The following is a 17,862-nucleotide window of genomic DNA, read 5'->3' on the forward strand; positions in this document are numbered from 1 at the left end:
TGGCATGGGAAAGGAGAGGGGATATATCCCGCTCTCCCCTATTTCTTACGATCACTTCGTTTACCATATGAAAGATCTTCAATTGTATCCTTGCTGTCCCATTTTACTGTGAAAACGACTTTGTTTGAACGCTTTTTAAGCTGCTCATACGTTTCTGTTATATGCTGGTTCATCATTTGGAGTTGTTCAGCAATAAAACCTGCCTCCATTTGATAGGTGTGCCCATTTTCATGTTTAAACCGGATTGAAATTAATTCACTGGTTAATTCGAATTCCATTTCATTCTTTTTATCGTGGCTAAGCACTAGATCTCCCCAGCCAGCAGTGTGAAAGAACTCAGATATTTCTTCGATCGAAGTGACGGGGAACTTTCTAGCTAAGCTTTTTCCAGCCCAATAAAGCATGTTGGCATAATCTTGTCCTAAAACATCCGGTAAAAGAACTTCTCTAAGTAGTTCGTAACCAAATGCAGGTATTTGTCTTTCTGCTAAATCTTCTTTACTGATTCGTTCAGTTTGTTTCATCACGGTATTCCTCTCTTTCTACTTTATTATATAACAACATGATTAGAGAAACACATGAAATATTAAGCAAATTTACAATGGTTCTTTTTACTGATTCTATGAATGAAAGAGATAACTGTAAGTGTAAGCAAAACTTTTGATGAAAACACTTACACTAAAAAATTGTAGAGATTTTGTAAGTAGTGGTAATTTTGGAAAAAGAGTCAAGAATTACTTGCCTGATATTTAAATATATTGATAAAATAAATTATAAGATTTAAAGATTTTTCACAAAATTATAATTTATGAACGCGTTTTCTTGACGGTCATTCCTTATGGGAGTAAAATGTATTTGTCACAATTATCTCATATGAACAGAGAATGAGACCAAACTCTGCTCAGTTATCTATAATCCTTTCCCTTAACTTTAAATGAAGAATCAATTTTAATAGATTCTAAGTTTTAGTAGGAAAAGATTCATGGAGTGAGATCCTTTAAAATTTATGTAATCGTGAGCGTATTATTGATACTAGGGGGTAAGTACAATGGCTGGAAACCGAGAGTTTATTAATCGTAGACTGCACTCATTATTAGGAGTAATTCCGGTGGGAATCTTCTTGATTCAACATTTAGTTGTCAATCATTTTGCGACTAGAGGTCCTGAAGCTTTTAATGAAGCGGCACACTTTATGGAAATGCTACCTTTTAGGTATGTACTTGAAACGGTAATTATTTTCCTACCGCTTTTATACCATGCAATTTACGGAGTTTATATCGCATTTACTGCTAAAAACAATGTAAGTAACTATGGTTATGTGCGTAACTGGTTATTCATGTTACAACGTTTTACAGGAATTATTACATTTATCTTCGTTGCTTGGCATGTTTGGGAAACTAGAATTGCTGCAGCATTAGGTGCTGAAGTGAATTATGATATGATGGCATCGATCTTATCAAGTCCTTTCATGCTAGCATTCTATTTAATTGGTGTTATTTCAACTACATTCCATTTTGCTAATGGTTTATGGTCATTCGCAGTAAGCTGGGGTATTACTGTTACTCCTCGCTCACAAGTTATCTCAACATATGTTACGCTAGGAATATTTTTAGCGCTTACATTTGTAGGTGTTCGCGCAATCTTTGCATTCGTTTAATCCAGCAATAGCTATCTAAAGGGAGTGGGGTTAATGAGTAAAAGTAAAATTATCGTTGTCGGTGGCGGATTAGCGGGCCTTATGGCTACTATTAAAGCTGCTGAGGCAGGAGTTCAAGTAGATTTATTTTCTCTAGTTCCTGTTAAAAGATCACACTCAGTTTGTGCACAGGGTGGGATCAACGGGGCTGTTAATACTAAAGGTGAGGGAGATTCACCTTGGGAGCACTTTGATGACACAGTTTACGGTGGGGATTTCTTAGCAAACCAACCACCTGTTAAGGCGATGGCTGATGCAGCCCCTGGAATTATTCACCTATTAGACCGAATGGGTGTTATGTTTAACCGTACGCCAGAGGGCTTACTAGACTTTAGACGTTTCGGGGGAACACAACATCACCGTACTGCATTTGCAGGTGCTACAACAGGTCAGCAATTATTGTACGCATTAGATGAGCAGGTTCGTCGATATGAGGTAGCAGGTCTTGTTACGAAATATGAAGGATGGGAGTTCTTAGGAGCTGTCATAGACGATGATCAAGTATGTAGAGGGATTACAGGCCAAAACTTAACTTCTATGAAAATAGAATCCTTCCGAGCAGATGCTGTTATCATGGCAACTGGTGGTCCTGGAATTATCTTCGGTAAATCAACAAACTCTGTTATTAATACAGGTTCAGCTGCATCAATCGTGTATCAGCAAGGTGTATATTATGCAAATGGAGAATTTATTCAAATTCATCCTACTGCTATACCTGGTGATGATAAACTCCGTTTAATGAGTGAGTCTGCTCGAGGTGAAGGTGGACGTGTATGGACATATAAGGATGGAAAGCCTTGGTACTTCCTAGAAGAGAAATATCCTGCCTATGGAAACCTAGTACCTCGTGATATTGCAACACGTGAAATATTTGATGTGTGTGTAGAGCAAAAGTTAGGGATTAATGGCGAAAATATGGTATACCTTGATCTTTCTCACAAGGATCCTAAAGAACTGGATATTAAGCTTGGTGGAATTATTGAGATATACGAAAAATTCATGGGTGATGATCCTCGAAAAGTACCGATGAAAATCTTCCCTGCTGTTCATTATTCAATGGGTGGACTATGGGTGGATTATGACCAAATGACAAATATTCCTGGATTGTTTGCTGCAGGTGAGTGTGATTACTCTATGCACGGTGCTAACCGCTTAGGAGCTAACTCACTACTATCTGCTATCTATGGTGGAATGGTAGCTGGACCTAATGCAGTGAAATATATTAAGGGTCTTGAAAAGAGTGCTGAAGATCTTTCATCTTCTCTATTTGATGGTCATGTTAAGCAAGAGGAAGAGAAATGGAATCATATCATGAACTTAGACGGAAAAGAGAATGCATACATTCTTCATAAAGAGCTTGGAGAGTGGATGACAGATAACGTTACCGTTGTAAGACATAATGATAAACTATTAAAAACCGATGAAAAAATCCAAGAACTCATTGAAAGATTCGATCATATTAACATCAATGATACGGCTAAATGGAGTAACCAAGGTGCTGCATTTACTCGACAATTAAAGAATATGTTACATCTTTCAAGAGTGGTTACACTTGGTGCATACAATCGAAATGAAAGCCGTGGTGCACATTACAAGCCAGAATTCCCGGATCGTAATGATGAAGAATGGTTAAAAACGACAATGGCTAAGTACACGGGCAATCACACAGCACCAGAGTTCAGATATGATGATGTTGATGTATCGCTAATTAAGCCACGTAAGCGTGATTATTCTAAAAGCAAAGAGGGGGCTAAATAATGAGCGAGAATAAAGTAGTTCAGTTTATTATTACCCGACAAGAATCACCAGACTCCGCTCCATTTGATGAGAAATTTGAAATTCCTTATCGACCAAATATGAACGTTATCTCTGCTTTAATGGAGATCCGTCGTAACCCGGTTAACTCAGATGGAAAAGAAACAACACCAATTAACTGGGATATGAACTGTCTTGAAGAGGTATGTGGTGCATGTTCAATGGTGATTAATGGGAAACCAAGGCAATCTTGTACGGCATTAGTTGATCAGCTTGAACAACCAATTCGTTTACAGCCTATGCGTACTTTCCCAGTAGTTCGTGACTTGCAAGTAGATCGTAAGCGTATGTTTGATTCATTGAAAAAGGTTAAGGCGTGGATTCCAATTGATGGTACGTATGATTTAGGACCAGGACCACGTATGCCTGAAAAGAAACGTCAATGGGCCTATGAGCTATCAAAATGTATGACTTGTGGTGTGTGTCTAGAGGCTTGTCCAAATGTAAATAGTAAATCGAATTTCATTGGACCAGCACCATTATCACAAGTACGATTATTTAATGCTCATCCAACAGGAGAAATGAACAAGTCCGAAAGATTAGAAGCTATTATGGGAGATGGTGGACTTGCTAACTGTGGTAACTCTCAAAACTGTGTACAATCATGTCCTAAAGGAATTCCTTTAACGACTTCAATTGCTGCTCTTAACAGAGATACTGCTCTCCAGTCATTCCGTAACTTCTTCGGTAGTGACAGAGGATAAGGAAGGTAAGCGAGAAATCTATCTTTTAGTTATAAAAAAAGCGTGAATTCACTACGAATTCACGCTTTTTTTTTTGAAAACGACTAATATAGGAAGGCTTTGTATTTGTAATGTTCTATGATCTGTTTCTTTTCCTCCGTGTAACTGTGCAAGATTGTTTCCATGCTGTTACGCCAAATTGAAGAGTGTGAATGCAACAACTCAACAAAGTTACATAAAGTTCCGCTTCTTTTTATGAACAAATCCACTTATTTTACATACTTTGAAGAAAGAAGGATATGTGAACATCATAGCTTCATACGTAAATTGAGCAGGGAGAGTCATATGCTTCTTTGGGGATCTAAGTGTTTATTAGCACATTTTAGTGGAAATAAAGTCAATATAGAAAAAATGGACGTAGTAAAAGCTGAATTCGTAACGCTTTCTGTCACAGAGTACCTTGAAACCACATAGAATATGTTGACTAAATATATACCCATCCGTTAGATCAGCTCTCACCTTAGCAAGGAGGGTTACAATACTTGAAAGAGAAAGAGTTTCAATCAAAGCCACTACTCACGAAAAGAGAAAGAGAAGTATTCGAATTGTTAGTTCAAGATAAGACAACTAAGGAAATTGCTAGTGAGCTCTTCATAAGCGAAAAAACGGTTCGAAATCACATCTCGAATGCGATGCGTAGTAATTGCAAACTCGAATAAAGCTTGATAAATCAACCTTTCTAATTGAATAAAACTTTGTAGGGCAGTCCCTTAACGACACATGCATATAGTGTCATTGAGGTGATGCAGCATGAGCCAGTCGTCTTCTCCGTTGAAGTTGGGTAAAGAAACCTATGGAACGATGAAAATTGAAGAAGCATTTTTGAAAGCACTTGAGTTGTACTTTGGGAGAAGTAAGAAATCGGATTAAATAGGGAAGGTTGCGAAGCTGTTCTTATTTAAGGTATCTAGGTAGGAAAAAACATTTATTGATGAAAATAAATGCAGAGGGATTTCAAAAAATCTCACTGCATTTTTGTATGAACAAACAAGATTATTTATTAGATGTGTTTCAAGGTGTAAATTTAGATGTTATTGATTTACATAAAAAATTGGATATTTATGTTAAAATAATTGATATCATTTATGAAAAAATGTACTTAAACTAAAGGGCAGGTTACTTGAAGAACAAGGAATGATAACAATGCTTATCGAATATTTGTAATGTTAAAATTCTAGAAAAGGGTGGGAATTTATGAACGAACAGATTCGTTTTCCTATAGGTCAATTTGAACCATTACAGAATCCAACTTCAGAACAACGTAACAAATGGATTCAGGAAATTTCAGAATTACCGAAACTCCTTCGGCTTACAGTACAAAACCTATCTATTGAACAACTCCATACGCAATACCGTCCTGGTGGCTGGACTATTCAACAGGTAGTTCACCATATGGCTGATAATGATATGAATGCCTTTATCCGTTTCAAAAAAGCACTAACCGAAGATAACCCAATTGCAAGTTCTTATCGAGAAGATTTATGGGCAGAATTGAGCGATTATCAAAATACGCCGATTGAAACATCTTTAAACCTTATTGAATCAATCCACTGTAGATTCGTAATATTATTCTGTTCATTATCCACATATGACTTTGAAAGGACATTTAAGAGTCCTACACACGGCTTAATGAATCTAGATGTTGCAACACAAAGGTATGCTTGGCACGGTAGACATCATATTGCACAAATTGAGGCTCTTAAACAACGTATGGGTTGGTAATTCGATAGCCTTTTTTTAAAAGATTGTGAAAAAATGTACTTAAACTATAGGGTGCTTTCCTTAAAGAAAGGGAAAGCATTTTTTTGTATCAGTTATTGAACTATAGTGGCAGGTTAGTTCAACAAAAGTATAGTTTTTATGGGAAAATAAATTGAGGAGGGTTTAAATTTTGAAGTATATCGCTATGCTTATAATCTTCTGTTTTACAATATTATTCGTTTATGATTACTTTCCAAATAATTCTCTATTAGTGGAAGTGCCAAAGTCTGTATTTAGTTTTCTTGTTATTGGATTGTATTTAGTAAGTATGTTATTCAAAAGGAAAAGAAGTGTTGATAGTAAAAATGTATTAAAGTGGCAAGTATTTACTATTGTTTATATCCTTTTTCTAATGGGGTTGTTTACCATTTTAGGCGGGGAATCGACTACTGGAATATCATTTAGTAATGGTTACTTTTGGATTGTATTATTTATAGCACTTATCGGAATATTTTTTCAATGGAAGAAGGTTAGGAATTCACAATCAGTATCCAGTTAAATTTTTGATTAATATAACTTATTAAACTATCGGAGCAGCGCGACAAGTTTTGTCATAAGCGCTTATGTGTGAAAAGACAAGGGATTTCTACGGAAATCCTAACTTCATAACCGAGGATAGGAATGATAAAACCACGTATTTTGAAACTATCCCATTAATATTCCTGCATGCGTCATAATTGACTGATTATGGGGTCTGGAGCTCAGGTGAAGTCGGCAGAACAAAGGCTGAAGCCATTCCGTGTGGAAAGGGTATGCCAATGGATATGCCGGATGGCTGAAAAACTAAATATGGTGAGAATTATCTTGTGGAAAAGAACAGACGAACTTCCGAATGTACGGGTCTAGAGTTACGAGCAATAGGAAACTATTGTCCCATCGTACGATGGGGTGAGTGACGTAGAGTAAAAATTGCTCCTCTGAAACACGTTATATCGAACTATGGCGATATCCAGCTCACAGGCTTACAGGAAGCACCTAAGTTTAGAATGGATAGCTAGGTTATAAGGTACTTGGAAAGTAAGGGACGTTGATTCAAGGGCTGTCACCCAAAACGGTTGCTATAAGTTTATGACGAAATGCATTTGTCCTTATGAGGGTAGGGGTACGACTGGTGAAGCCTTTGTAATGAAGGTGGAGGAACAGCCCCAAGTCTAGCGATAGTTTTAATTATTTTTCAAATGTGCATTGCACCGGTCGGGTAAGAACGTGGGAACATCACTTCATAAAGGAATGATGCCACAGTGCAAGCTCTACGATACTGGGATTATTATGATATGACTGACACCTTTACAGACTTACATCAACGGGCAAAAAATAAAGAAACGTTCCATTATCTATACGACATTATCACGTCGAGGAATAATATTTTATTAGCTTATCGAACAATTAAGTCAAATAAAGGGTCGAAGACTCCCGGTACAGATGGGAAAACCATATTAGATATCGAGAAACGAACCGAGAATGAATTAATAGAAGAAGTACAGAGACAGCTCAAGAATTATCGTCCAAAGAAAGTAAGACGGAAACTGATAGAAAAAGATAATGGCAAAATGCGACCATTAGGCATTCCATGCATCCTCGATAGAATTATTCAACAGTGTTTTAAACAAGTGCTAGAGCCAATCGCGGAAGCTCACTTTTACAACCACAGTTACGGATTTAGACCTCTACGGTCTACCCACCATGCAATGGCAAGAATACAATTTTTAGTTAATCATTCAAAACTTCATTACGTTGTAGACATTGATATTAAGGGATTCTTTGACAATATCAATCACACACTACTAATTAAACAACTATGGAGTATAGGCATTCGAGACAGACAAGTCCTCGCATGTATTGCTAAAATGTTAAAAGCCGAGATTGATGGCGAGGGTATCCCTACTAAAGGCTCTCCGCAAGGTGGGTTGTTATCGCCGCTGCTATCAAACATTGTTTTAAATGAGCTAGACCAATGGGTGGCGAATCAATGGGAACTATTCCCCCTTCATAAATCATTCAAGTCTAGGGAAGGTGAACTTCTCGCGAAAAAGCGCACTCATCTAAAAGAAGGTTATCTGGTACGTTACGCAGATGACTTCAAAATACTTTGTCGAGATTGGAAAACAGCTGAAAAATGGTATCATGCAGTAAAGCTATTCCTAAAAGAACGTCTAAAACTTGATATATCACCAGAAAAATCGAAGATTATTAATCTACGTAAGCATGCATCTGCTTTTCTTGGATTTACCATACTCGCAAATCGTAAAGGTAAAAAAAGAGTGGCTCACACTTTTGTTCGAGCCGAGAAAGTACAGAAGATAAAAGCTGAAACAAAGAAACGGATTGAAATACTTCGCTCTTCACCAACAGCTGAAAATGCTTTGCGTTTTAATAGTTTTGTCTTAGGGTTACATAATTACTTCTGCAGAGCTACACACGTTAATTTAGCGTTCTCGCGTCTTGCTTATGAAATAGGTGCAATGATGTACAATCGTCTTAAGCCTATCGGGAAATATTCACATCCAACGAATGCACCACCAACTTATAAGAAATTTTATAGTTTGGGGTTCAAGACATTTGAAATTGCTGGTATTCACCTTTTCCCACTCGCCAATGTTCAGACAAAAAACGTTATTAGCTTCACACAAAGTCGAACACCATTCACGATGGAGGGACGAGAGCAGATTATTAAAAATTTGCAAAAGAATATTAAGCATGAAATAGCTTTATTACTGGAATCGAAAATCCCGACACGGAGTGTCGAATATATGGACAACCGAATTAGTCGATACAGTATGAAAAAAGGAATCTGTGAAATCACGGGATTATTCCTCCAAGCACAAGATGTGCACTGTCATCACTATATTCCTATACATCTGGAAGGAAGTGACAAGTTTCATAACTTACGCATCCTTCACAAAGATGTACATAAACTTATCCATATGAAAGATTCAGCTAAGATAGATTTACTCAAGAAAATTCTGGGCATCACAGAACCGATGCTTAAGAAAATCAATAAATATCGGGAAAAATGTGAGTTAGAAATTATATAATCCAGAACCAAGAGTAACTTGAAACTTATAATTAATATAACTTCGTTAGATGGAACGCGGAATGCTAGGAAACTGGCACGTTCCGTGTGGAGCAGGGGAAAAGCCGGAGATAATCTCAAACGCTTACCTATTGCTAACGAATAGTTGAACTAGAATGATTGAAACTTTATTTTCACCTGACCGTAAATAACAATTGGAGGTGAAGAAATATACTAGCATTCATTTGGTTTATAATTGGTGTTATTGCTTTAATACAGGGTTTTGTGAATTTTATAAGAACAAATAATCTTATCCGCAAATCAGTCTTGATTAAAGGGAAGATTGTTGATTTTAAAAAGAAAAGAATAAGAAAAGGAACTGGAATTCAATCATTTATACCTATTATTGAATTTGTTGATGAAAATGATGGTTCAGTCAAGACTTTTGAGTCCAATTCAGGATTTACTGAAGGTAAGTATTCAATAGGTGATATCCTTGAGGCTTGGTATTGTTCAAATGGTGATGAAACCGAACTAATTATAAACAATTGGTTTACAAAATGGGTTGGAATAATATTTTCTATTATTGGGATTATTCTTATTATCAGTTGGGGATTATGGTTTATCTTATTCAACTAACGGGTGCAAGAGTTTTACAAGGGATTGCTGCTGCGGCAACTACTTTCTTTATTGAGCTAACTGGGCAGAATAGTACAATAAGGGATATATCTTTCGGAGAGAGCAGAGGTTAAATATGAAACAATTATACTTGTCATTAAAAAAAGCTGGCTTAATGTTTAAAGGACATACTGAGCAGGGAGAGGTTGATTTCATTATTCTTGAAACCTATGAGAATGGAACATCAACATCAGTTGATATAAATACATTGGAAGTGTTTTTCGGAGATATAGAAGGAAATCCTACCTATAAAGCCTTGTCGGGTTCTCATACTTTTAAATTGGAAGATACCCAATACACTAGGACAGCCGAAGAAATGGGTTATCAAAAGTATTTCGACCAATGGAAAAAGCAAGGATTATTAAACTAACAGGTCCCATTGTTTAATAAGAGCAGTCGTTTCTTGTAATAACGGTGTAGAATATCGGAATAAGACATGAGGTAAATTAATCATGAGGTGGTCCATATGTGGCACAAAATTCTGTTTTTACTGGTCATGATTAATGCTATTTCTGCTATTTCTAATTATCAAAGTATGACAACAGTATTTGCTCAATACAAAAAAGTTATTTCAAAATCAGAAGAAGCGAATGTTTTTTTATATGCTACTCAATTAGATAGAAAAAATGATATGTAAAGGGATTTCGAAATGAAGATTGATGGGGGAACAAGATATTTTCCTTATTGGATGAATGTAACCAATCCTACATATGCCCCAAGAATCCTAAATAATGATTTAAATCAAGATGAGAATAAAGATTTAACTATTGTATTAACAAAAGGCTATGGCACAGGGGTTTTAGATAGTGAAGTCCATGTATTAAATAAATCCCAAACTAATATAGGCGAGATTTATGAAGAGGTTCTAGTAGACAATCCCATAGCGATTATTTTGAAAAATGTTAAAACAAAGCTGACACAACATGTAGCTGTAGTGTCTATTGGCGATAAGAACACAGTAATTAATATCGAAAAGTTTCAAATCCCACTAGACCATTTGTTTAAAGATGTTGCTTTTGGCAGTATCGTCAAATTTGATGTGGTTGATAATCATTTGGTTGCTTCTATAGGTGCTCAAATTACTCCCGCTATGTTCATTGGTACGATTGAAATTACTTATGAATTTAAAGATAAAATGTATCAACCAAAGAAGATTAAGTTTAAATCAGAATAAATAAATTGATAAGAACTGATACTCTGCTCGATGTCACATTTTTATATCTATAATCGAAGTAAACTAATACACCAACTCCCTTTTTTAATACCCAAGTGCATTTAATTTATTTTCTCTCAATAGGATAAATTTAGGGAGGGATAAAGATGAACTCTAGAGTTTTATTTATGGGAGGTTTTCTTCAAAAAAGTGAAATCAAGAAAGCAAATTTAGATGATATTCGTTTAAATAAAGTAAATGTTAATCAGAAGTATTTTCGCCCATCCTGCTTGTCTGCCTTAAATTCACGAATATTTCCATTTGCATTTTTTGACCCTTATTATGAAAAAGATGTGTCTGAAATTCACTTACCTCAAAACTTAATGACTTCACCTAAAAATGCCATATTAAACTATTTTAGTGTCTTGAGGGAGGCTGCAATTTTTACAGAGGGAAAGACAGGAGGCTGCGGTACAGTAGGTATGGCAACTATTCCATATCCAGTTGCTTATCAATTTCTTACTGAAGATTATCAAAAAAGAGTTACATATCATGATTTTTTACATTCTTTTCAGAATATTGGTCATATTAATTTGATTAAATTAAAAAGAGTAAATAGTGTATCTAACTCACAAAATAGTTGGCGCTTTTTCGTTGAAGTGGAGACAATTGAAGGTGCAGGAAAGGATGTTACTTACTTTGCTTATTACTATGGATTTATAACTGTCAAACAAGAAAATAATAGGTTTAAGATTGATGATATGGTTTTTAACGGTGAAGACTTTTTATGTGCAGCTTATCACGGATGGAGTCATGATGCAGAAGCAGTTGTAGACATAAAATATGGTGAATGGTGTAAGCTCGTTAGAAGAAGGCATCCAACATATAAACAAGGATATATAAAGTATATTTATTTTTATGGTACAGATGGTCACAACTACCTTTTTGTTTTTTTTGAATTAACGAATGGAACCGACATTGAAATCGCTCAATATAAACAAGGGATAAGTGGTGAGTGGGTCTTAATAAAAATTAATCCAAACAAATGTATAGAAAGAAATAATTTATCGAGCGAAAAATGATGACTTAGAGTTTACATCAATTCTAAGCTATCATTTTTTTCTTCTCTATTGTTAATTAATATTTAAGTTAATGTCCTCATTTGTTTGGCGAGGATGGAGCTCGATTCGACCTATTAAGTATTGAAATAATATAATGCATGTGCTACATAATTCCGAGGAGGATAAGGATGCTGGTAAAAATCAAATTAGAAGAAAACATGGAAGCAAGGAAAATGAAAAAGAATGAATATGATATCTCCAAAGTTACTTATAAAAGCTTAGGTTTGATAGAAAATGCTTTAGAAGAGTTTCTACAGGAAAACATTGAGGTGTTAACCCAAGAAGAAGATTACGACTTAATGGTAATCGGCAAACAAGTTCGAAATAACAACAACAAGCGAACCGATTTAGTCGCACTCGATAGTAATGGGAATGTTGTAGTTATCGAAATCAAGCGAGACGAGGAAGATATGCGAATGAGAAAGGATAATTTTGAATCGCAAGCGATTCGGTATGCCGCGTCATTCACTAAAATTACGAGTGTAGAAGGATTGGTAGAAAAAGTGTATGCTGATTACTTAGTGAGATACGAACATATTACAAGAGAATCGGCTATCGAGACAGGAATATCCCGTATCCTCCAATTCTTAACAAAATATGATTCATTTGATAATTTCAATGCAGACCAACGTATTATACTGGTTGCTTCGAGTTTTGATACGAATGTCTTGTCTGCTTCTGCTTGGCTATTATCTAAATCAGTAGATATTTCTTGCTTTGAAATTGCACCTCAAGTAATTGAAGGGGAAGGGGGCACGGAATATCTCCTTGAAATAAAGAAACTATTGCCTCTTGGTTCCGATGAGGATTATTTTACAGAAATTATTAGCAGTGAGCAAAAACGCCCTTCCGCAAGAAAACAATCTAAAGGGACAAGAAAGACATTTCCGAAACTTACACATATGCTTGAGGTCGGGATTGTGGCAGACGGGGATGAAATTTTCTTTAAAAATCGAGAAGATGAATCCCAAGCTTTTCTTCATAAAGGTAATAATGTTGAGTTCCAAGGCAAGATTATTTCTTTAAATGCTTGGGCAAAACAGTTCGCCGCAAGTGGGAAAGTAAACGCATATGATTATGCAATAGTGAAGGAGCAAAAACAAACATTATCAGAACTTCGCTTGAAACATTATGATTTGTTTGATGGCATGGGTTTTGACCCTATTCAATAGTAAAGTTGGGTCTGATAAATTTTAATGTTGAATTACGATAAAATTATAGGGAACTTGAAATAAGGGGAGATTTTACATCAAAGGTTAAAATCGCTCGTTTAATTCTATTGATGGTGGCATAAAAGGAATGTCTTTCCATATAGCCACCATTTTGCATATAGTGTCATTGAGGTGATGCAGCGTGAGCAAGTCGTCTTCTCCGTTAAGTTAGGTAAAGAAACTTATGGAACACAACACGATGAAAAATGAAGAAGCATTTCTGAAAGCACTTGAGTTTTACTTTGGGATAAATAGAAACCAAGGTGGAAGATGAAAATAAAAACGAGCCTACTTTCCAATTAAACTTGGAAAGTAGGCTAATTTAATTTATATAAACAATATTATTAACACTAATGTTATTTTACAGGTAATTAGTTGTAAGACCAGTATCAATACTCGACCACTCATAGTGTATTTGCTCTAGAACTTAATAAGAAGAATTTCTTATTTTTGTGACATTTATATGTTAGATTGTGGTAAAATTTTCTTATTGATTTTACTTAAATTAGGGGGATAAAGTGACGAATGAATTATTTCTTAAAAATGCTTTCCTTGTTATTGTTAATTACGATTGTAGGTTGTAGCCAAGAAACCACTGAAAAACCAAAGGAAAAAGAGAATAGAGAAGTGAAAGAAGTTAGTACAAATCATAACGATACAGAAGAAAAGGTAGAAGATATAATATGGACACTACCTGAAATAGAATTAACAAAAAGTGAAGTAGTAATGTACGAAAACGAAGTCGGTTCTATTGGATTTTATGGGTATAGACAAAATGAAGAAGGAACATTTGATGTCGTTTTAAAATACGAAGAAGAATTAACTAAAGCAGATAACACAGATATGCAAATGAAAGTAATATTAAACGATAGTAATGATTTTGTATTAGATAATGATGACAGAATAGAAATTAGAAAATTTGATAATGTAGAATATCACATTTATAAATCAGAAGATAATGTAGAAGGAAGAAAAATTGCGAGAGTGGATTTAAGTTTGTTTAACGACATTGATGGGAATTTTAATGAGGAAAATATGGTAACAATTGAAATTCCACAGACAGAAGAAGTGGTTAAATTAAATGGAATTGAATTCAATCAAGAAGAGAAAAAAGAAGAAGCATTTGTTAGAGAAAATGAGGAGATGAAAATAACTATTCAATCTGTAGCACCGATGGATATCTCCTTTAAAACCCTTCAATTAGTAGGGAATATTGAATTCAAAAAAGATATCGAAGGAAAACCCGAACTTACACTATTTCAACCAGAAATGGGGATAAGTGAAATCATTGAATTAGAAACTAACAACGAAGGCGATACTTTTTATAAAGGAACTACTGTAGATTTTGTTCAAAATATCGAATTAGCTTATCCTTTGGGTAAAAATAGCATACATTCTATCAATTTTACAATTGGAAACGAATTGTTTGCTATTAATCAAAATACAGGTGAAGAAATGAATGAAGGGATAATGACCAATTTTGAGCAAGAAAACGAACGATATTTAGATAAAAAAACATTAGAAGGTTTTATTGATGCAAGTGGAACAAGGGTCTACGATGCTATTCAATTGACTAACCCGTTTTTTAGTCATGGAGTAGGAACAGATAGTTTTGCTGAGTTTGAGTATGTAGTTGGAGGATATGATTCACTTTCATTTCAATTTGGAGCAGCACAAAACGAAAGTAAAACAAACCAACAGTATGATGTATATGTATACGGCGATGATTTCTCTTTTGAAGAAGGTCAAATTAAACCAACTGGAGAAGTTCTATTCTCTAAACAAATAAAGTCTGATACCCCGTTAGAAGAAGTTAGTATTGATGTAAGTGGAGTTAAAAAAGTAACACTTTTCATTGATTCAAATATTCCTTCTGGAGATGAAAACGAAGAAGAAAGATATGTTCCTATTATCATTTCAGAAGTGAGAGTTCAAAGGTAATCTCTAAAAAGTTATGTTATTCTTTGGCAGGTTTATTCCTGCCTATTTTTGAGATGATTTTACAACTGGAAAGCGGAGGAAAGCTTGTGAAACGTACATTAATTTTGTTACTTGCCATACTAATTATATTTACTGGATGCAGCAATAACAATGAAACTGTAGATAGCACAAAAGATTCTAGTGCTGAAGCACAACAAGCAAAGAGAATTGAAGCTAAAGGTGAGAATAAGGCACAAGAGGTAGTTAATAACGAGCAACCAGAAAAATCTTCTAAGCCTGAAGAAATTCTTACATGTAAAAAAGATGACCCTGAAAATCAAGAAAATAAATTGCCCCAGGACACTGGTTTTATTGACCCGTTTAATAATGTAAAACTGGAAGAAGGGAATGTAACAATTGGTAATGAGAATTTCAATTTTAAGTTCATTAAAGAAGCGAACTATGAAAATACCGCAGCTACTTTGATTGGCTCTAGTGAGAATTATTTGTTATTTCACAATTACAACGGTGTATTGAGCTATTATGATAAAAAGATTCCAAAAAAATTCGTTATTGATGAACATATTAACATTGCCTCTATTTCACCAGATGAGCGCTACATTATATATACGAAAAATGCTATCAAGAAAGAAGCTTTTTATTATTTAGATTTAGAAACTTTTGAAAAAAACGAGTTTGATATTTATCTTCACGATAACCATATGGAAGCAATAGATATGGCAATTAAAGATGGACTAGTCTATTTTATTGTTAAAGAAACGGACTCAGGAAAAACGTCTATTCACTATACAGCACTACCGTCTTATGTAGACAATTATTCAAAAACTGAAAGAAATTCTTCAATAGACATAAATGCTGATAAACTTTTTTTGTTTAATAATGATGTTTTCGCATTTAATAAAGACAAGGATTCTTTTGAGAAAATTATTCCTAATAATCCAACCGAATCATTTATCAAAATTACTAGCGAAGATGTAACAGAGCTGTTTGGATTCGATTATGCTGATGATAGCAATTGGGTAATAGGAGTAAAAACTAAGCAAGACGAAAGTGTGATTATCACACCTTCTGAAAAAGTAAAGTGTTATGAAGCTGCTATGAAAACAACTTTGTTTGATGATAATTTTTTGCTTATAAATGATAATTTGTCTCTCTACCTGTTCGATTTAACAAATAATGAATCTAGTTTGATTAAATCTGATATTACAGATTACTTTGTTATCAAGAACAGAATCATTATTCAGACTAATAATGGAGAGTTTTTAGAGTTAAGCAATGGACAACTATAGAAGAAGAGGATACGGAACCATAAGTGAAAATTGAGCATACATTTAGATGAAGAAAATATAGGGAAATCAGTTAAGAAATCATTAAATCAGAAAATCTAATGCTACCAAAAAGAAAGTCAATTAGCTAAGGGTGATATTGAAGATTTTTCAAGTGTTTATCATTTTTGCAGAGGAGATATTGAATGTCAAAGAAAAATTATTATAAAGACGAACTTGATGAAGATTTAATGGAATATTCTAGTTGGGGAGATTACGAGGCTGAAATAGAACTTGAAGAGCGGGGGTATGTAAAAAGCAAGGGGCATTGGGTAAATGATGATAGCTCAACTGTATTCGCAATTGGTATTATAAAAATAGCATTAGTAATAGCACTATTAATATTTGTTTTTATTGGAGCACATTTTATAATTGGGATGTCGGTAGTATATCAGGTATATATTTATATAGGATTTGTGGTTACTACAGTTTTAATGTATTTAACACGAGCCAAATCAAAATTTTTTAATTTTTTATTTTATCTAGGATGTCTTGCAATAGCTACAAGGCAATTTGCTAATTTTATAGGGCACTTTATTGGTGAAGATTATATGACATATGTATTTATACAAGACGCTGATACAGATGTCTTATTTAAATCTGGTTTTTATTATATTGTATATACGCTAATTGTACCGTATCTAATGATGAAAAGTATTTTAGCCATTGTAAGAGAAATCAGGGGAGTCCCCAAAAATAAAAAAGTCAGAAACCCTAGTGGGATTTCCAAGCAATCAAGATTATAAAGAGGAATGTGGATAGAAAGTAATTGAATGCAATTCAGCATAATTAAAAGAAGCAACAAGATATTTTGTATAAGTAGTTCGGATAATGTGGAGAAAATCTAAATTTTCAGACCATATAACAAACGTTTTCATAGCATAAAATACAAGTGAATAAACAATATAATTAGCATACAAAAAAGCTTGGGAAGTTTTCCAAGCTTTTTGCATTTAATGAACCATTCTTATTGAATTAACGAAGCCATTTATTGAAAACAAATTCTTTTCCTATTATTCTTGATATTCTTGGTCAGGTTTGTATTCTAAAATATCACCAGGCTGACAGTCTAAAGCCTTACAAGTTGCCTCTAAAGTGGAAAATCGAATCGCTTTTGCTTTTCCATTTTTCAATATAGAAAGATTAGCCATCGTTATTCCCACCTTCTCAGAAAGTTCTGTTACGCTCATTTTCCGTTTTGCTAACATCACATCAATATTAATAATAATCGCCATATTCGCCACCTCAGACCGTTAAATCATTTTCTGATTTTATATCAATCGCTTCTTTTAAAAGCCTTTGAAGAACAGCAGCAAAGACTGCGATAATCATTGAAGCAAAAGTGAGGATGAATCCTAAGCCAATAACACCTGTTATGTCTTCCCCTTCACCTGCCGTGAGTATA

At 34.5% G+C, this 17,862-nt stretch carries 18 protein-coding genes and 1 pseudogene; 16 read left to right on the forward strand and 3 right to left on the reverse strand.

What is annotated here, in order from left to right:
* Positions 1 to 38: 38 nt before the first annotated feature.
* The gene (locus tag A9C19_RS05135) at positions 39 to 524 is read right to left on the reverse strand and encodes a YslB family protein (protein ID WP_072578945.1); all 486 of its coding nucleotides are present in this window, start codon (positions 522 to 524) and stop codon (positions 39 to 41) included.
* Between the two features lie 524 nt (positions 525 to 1,048).
* On the opposite strand from A9C19_RS05135, the gene A9C19_RS05140 reads away from it, so the two are divergent.
* From A9C19_RS05140 to A9C19_RS05215, 16 genes are all read left to right on the forward strand, one after another.
* Complete coding sequence (locus A9C19_RS05140; RefSeq protein WP_072578946.1) at positions 1,049 to 1,657, forward strand: succinate dehydrogenase cytochrome b558 subunit; 609 nt, start codon at positions 1,049 to 1,051, stop codon at positions 1,655 to 1,657.
* 33 nt (positions 1,658 to 1,690) lie between these two features.
* Positions 1,691 to 3,454: a succinate dehydrogenase flavoprotein subunit gene (gene sdhA, locus A9C19_RS05145; RefSeq protein ID WP_072578947.1), complete on the forward strand. Its 1,764-nt coding sequence runs from the start codon at positions 1,691 to 1,693 to the stop codon at positions 3,452 to 3,454.
* Positions 3,454 to 4,215 carry a succinate dehydrogenase iron-sulfur subunit gene (sdhB, locus tag A9C19_RS05150; RefSeq protein ID WP_072578948.1) on the forward strand — a complete coding sequence of 254 codons (762 nt, stop codon included), beginning with the start codon at positions 3,454 to 3,456 and terminating at the stop codon, positions 4,213 to 4,215. The genes sdhA and sdhB overlap by 1 nt, the downstream gene beginning before the upstream one ends.
* Positions 4,216 to 4,736: 521 nt before the next feature.
* Complete coding sequence (locus A9C19_RS05155) at positions 4,737 to 4,913, forward strand: helix-turn-helix domain-containing protein (RefSeq protein WP_072578949.1); 177 nt, start codon at positions 4,737 to 4,739, stop codon at positions 4,911 to 4,913.
* 535 nt (positions 4,914 to 5,448) lie between these two features.
* Positions 5,449 to 5,976, forward strand: coding sequence for a YfiT family bacillithiol transferase (locus tag A9C19_RS05165; RefSeq protein ID WP_072578951.1), 528 nt, complete (start codon positions 5,449 to 5,451; stop codon positions 5,974 to 5,976).
* A gap of 169 nt (positions 5,977 to 6,145) precedes the next feature.
* Complete coding sequence (locus A9C19_RS05170) at positions 6,146 to 6,514, forward strand: hypothetical protein (protein WP_083584286.1); 369 nt, start codon at positions 6,146 to 6,148, stop codon at positions 6,512 to 6,514.
* Between the two features lie 742 nt (positions 6,515 to 7,256).
* Positions 7,257 to 9,050 carry a group II intron reverse transcriptase/maturase gene (gene ltrA, locus A9C19_RS05175; RefSeq protein WP_199445779.1) on the forward strand — a complete coding sequence of 598 codons (1,794 nt, stop codon included), beginning with the start codon at positions 7,257 to 7,259 and terminating at the stop codon, positions 9,048 to 9,050.
* Between the two features lie 538 nt (positions 9,051 to 9,588).
* The gene (locus A9C19_RS21675; protein ID WP_158515056.1) at positions 9,589 to 9,780 is read left to right on the forward strand and encodes a hypothetical protein; all 192 of its coding nucleotides are present in this window, start codon (positions 9,589 to 9,591) and stop codon (positions 9,778 to 9,780) included.
* A gap of 2 nt (positions 9,781 to 9,782) precedes the next feature.
* Positions 9,783 to 10,076 (forward strand): hypothetical protein, encoded by a 294-nt coding sequence (locus tag A9C19_RS05185; protein ID WP_072578953.1) that lies wholly within the window; start codon positions 9,783 to 9,785, stop codon positions 10,074 to 10,076.
* 96 nt (positions 10,077 to 10,172) lie between these two features.
* Positions 10,173 to 10,343 (forward strand): hypothetical protein, encoded by a 171-nt coding sequence (locus tag A9C19_RS21680; protein ID WP_158515057.1) that lies wholly within the window; start codon positions 10,173 to 10,175, stop codon positions 10,341 to 10,343.
* A gap of 12 nt (positions 10,344 to 10,355) precedes the next feature.
* Positions 10,356 to 10,880: a hypothetical protein gene (locus tag A9C19_RS05190; RefSeq protein ID WP_072578954.1), complete on the forward strand. Its 525-nt coding sequence runs from the start codon at positions 10,356 to 10,358 to the stop codon at positions 10,878 to 10,880.
* 146 nt (positions 10,881 to 11,026) lie between these two features.
* A complete protein-coding gene (locus tag A9C19_RS05195; protein ID WP_199445812.1) occupies positions 11,027 to 11,941 on the forward strand; it encodes a hypothetical protein in 915 nt (304 codons plus the stop codon).
* 167 nt (positions 11,942 to 12,108) lie between these two features.
* Entirely contained in the window at positions 12,109 to 13,152 is a 1,044-nt protein-coding gene (locus A9C19_RS05200; RefSeq protein WP_072578955.1) for a PDDEXK family nuclease, read from the forward strand.
* Positions 13,153 to 13,716: 564 nt separating this feature from the next.
* Positions 13,717 to 15,132 carry an NPCBM/NEW2 domain-containing protein gene (locus A9C19_RS05205; RefSeq protein WP_072578956.1) on the forward strand — a complete coding sequence of 472 codons (1,416 nt, stop codon included), beginning with the start codon at positions 13,717 to 13,719 and terminating at the stop codon, positions 15,130 to 15,132.
* 86 nt (positions 15,133 to 15,218) lie between these two features.
* A complete protein-coding gene (locus A9C19_RS05210) occupies positions 15,219 to 16,421 on the forward strand; it encodes a hypothetical protein (RefSeq protein WP_072578957.1) in 1,203 nt (400 codons plus the stop codon).
* Positions 16,422 to 16,603: 182 nt separating this feature from the next.
* A complete protein-coding gene (locus A9C19_RS05215) occupies positions 16,604 to 17,203 on the forward strand; it encodes a hypothetical protein (protein WP_072578958.1) in 600 nt (199 codons plus the stop codon).
* A gap of 267 nt (positions 17,204 to 17,470) precedes the next feature.
* Here A9C19_RS05215 and A9C19_RS05225 read toward each other — a convergent pair whose 3' ends face one another.
* Both A9C19_RS05225 and A9C19_RS05230 read right to left on the reverse strand, forming a co-directional pair.
* Positions 17,471 to 17,692 (reverse strand): helix-turn-helix domain-containing protein, encoded by a 222-nt coding sequence (locus A9C19_RS05225; RefSeq protein ID WP_072578960.1) that lies wholly within the window; start codon positions 17,690 to 17,692, stop codon positions 17,471 to 17,473.
* Between the two features lie 10 nt (positions 17,693 to 17,702).
* Positions 17,703 to 17,831, reverse strand: a pseudogene (locus tag A9C19_RS05230) (DUF2975 domain-containing protein); the annotation flags it as partial.
* Positions 17,832 to 17,862 lie beyond the last annotated feature (31 nt).

Origin of the sequence: Bacillus weihaiensis (genome assembly GCF_001889165.1) — a bacterium.
GTDB classification, from domain to species: Bacteria; Bacillota; Bacilli; order Bacillales; family Bacillaceae; genus Metabacillus; species Metabacillus weihaiensis.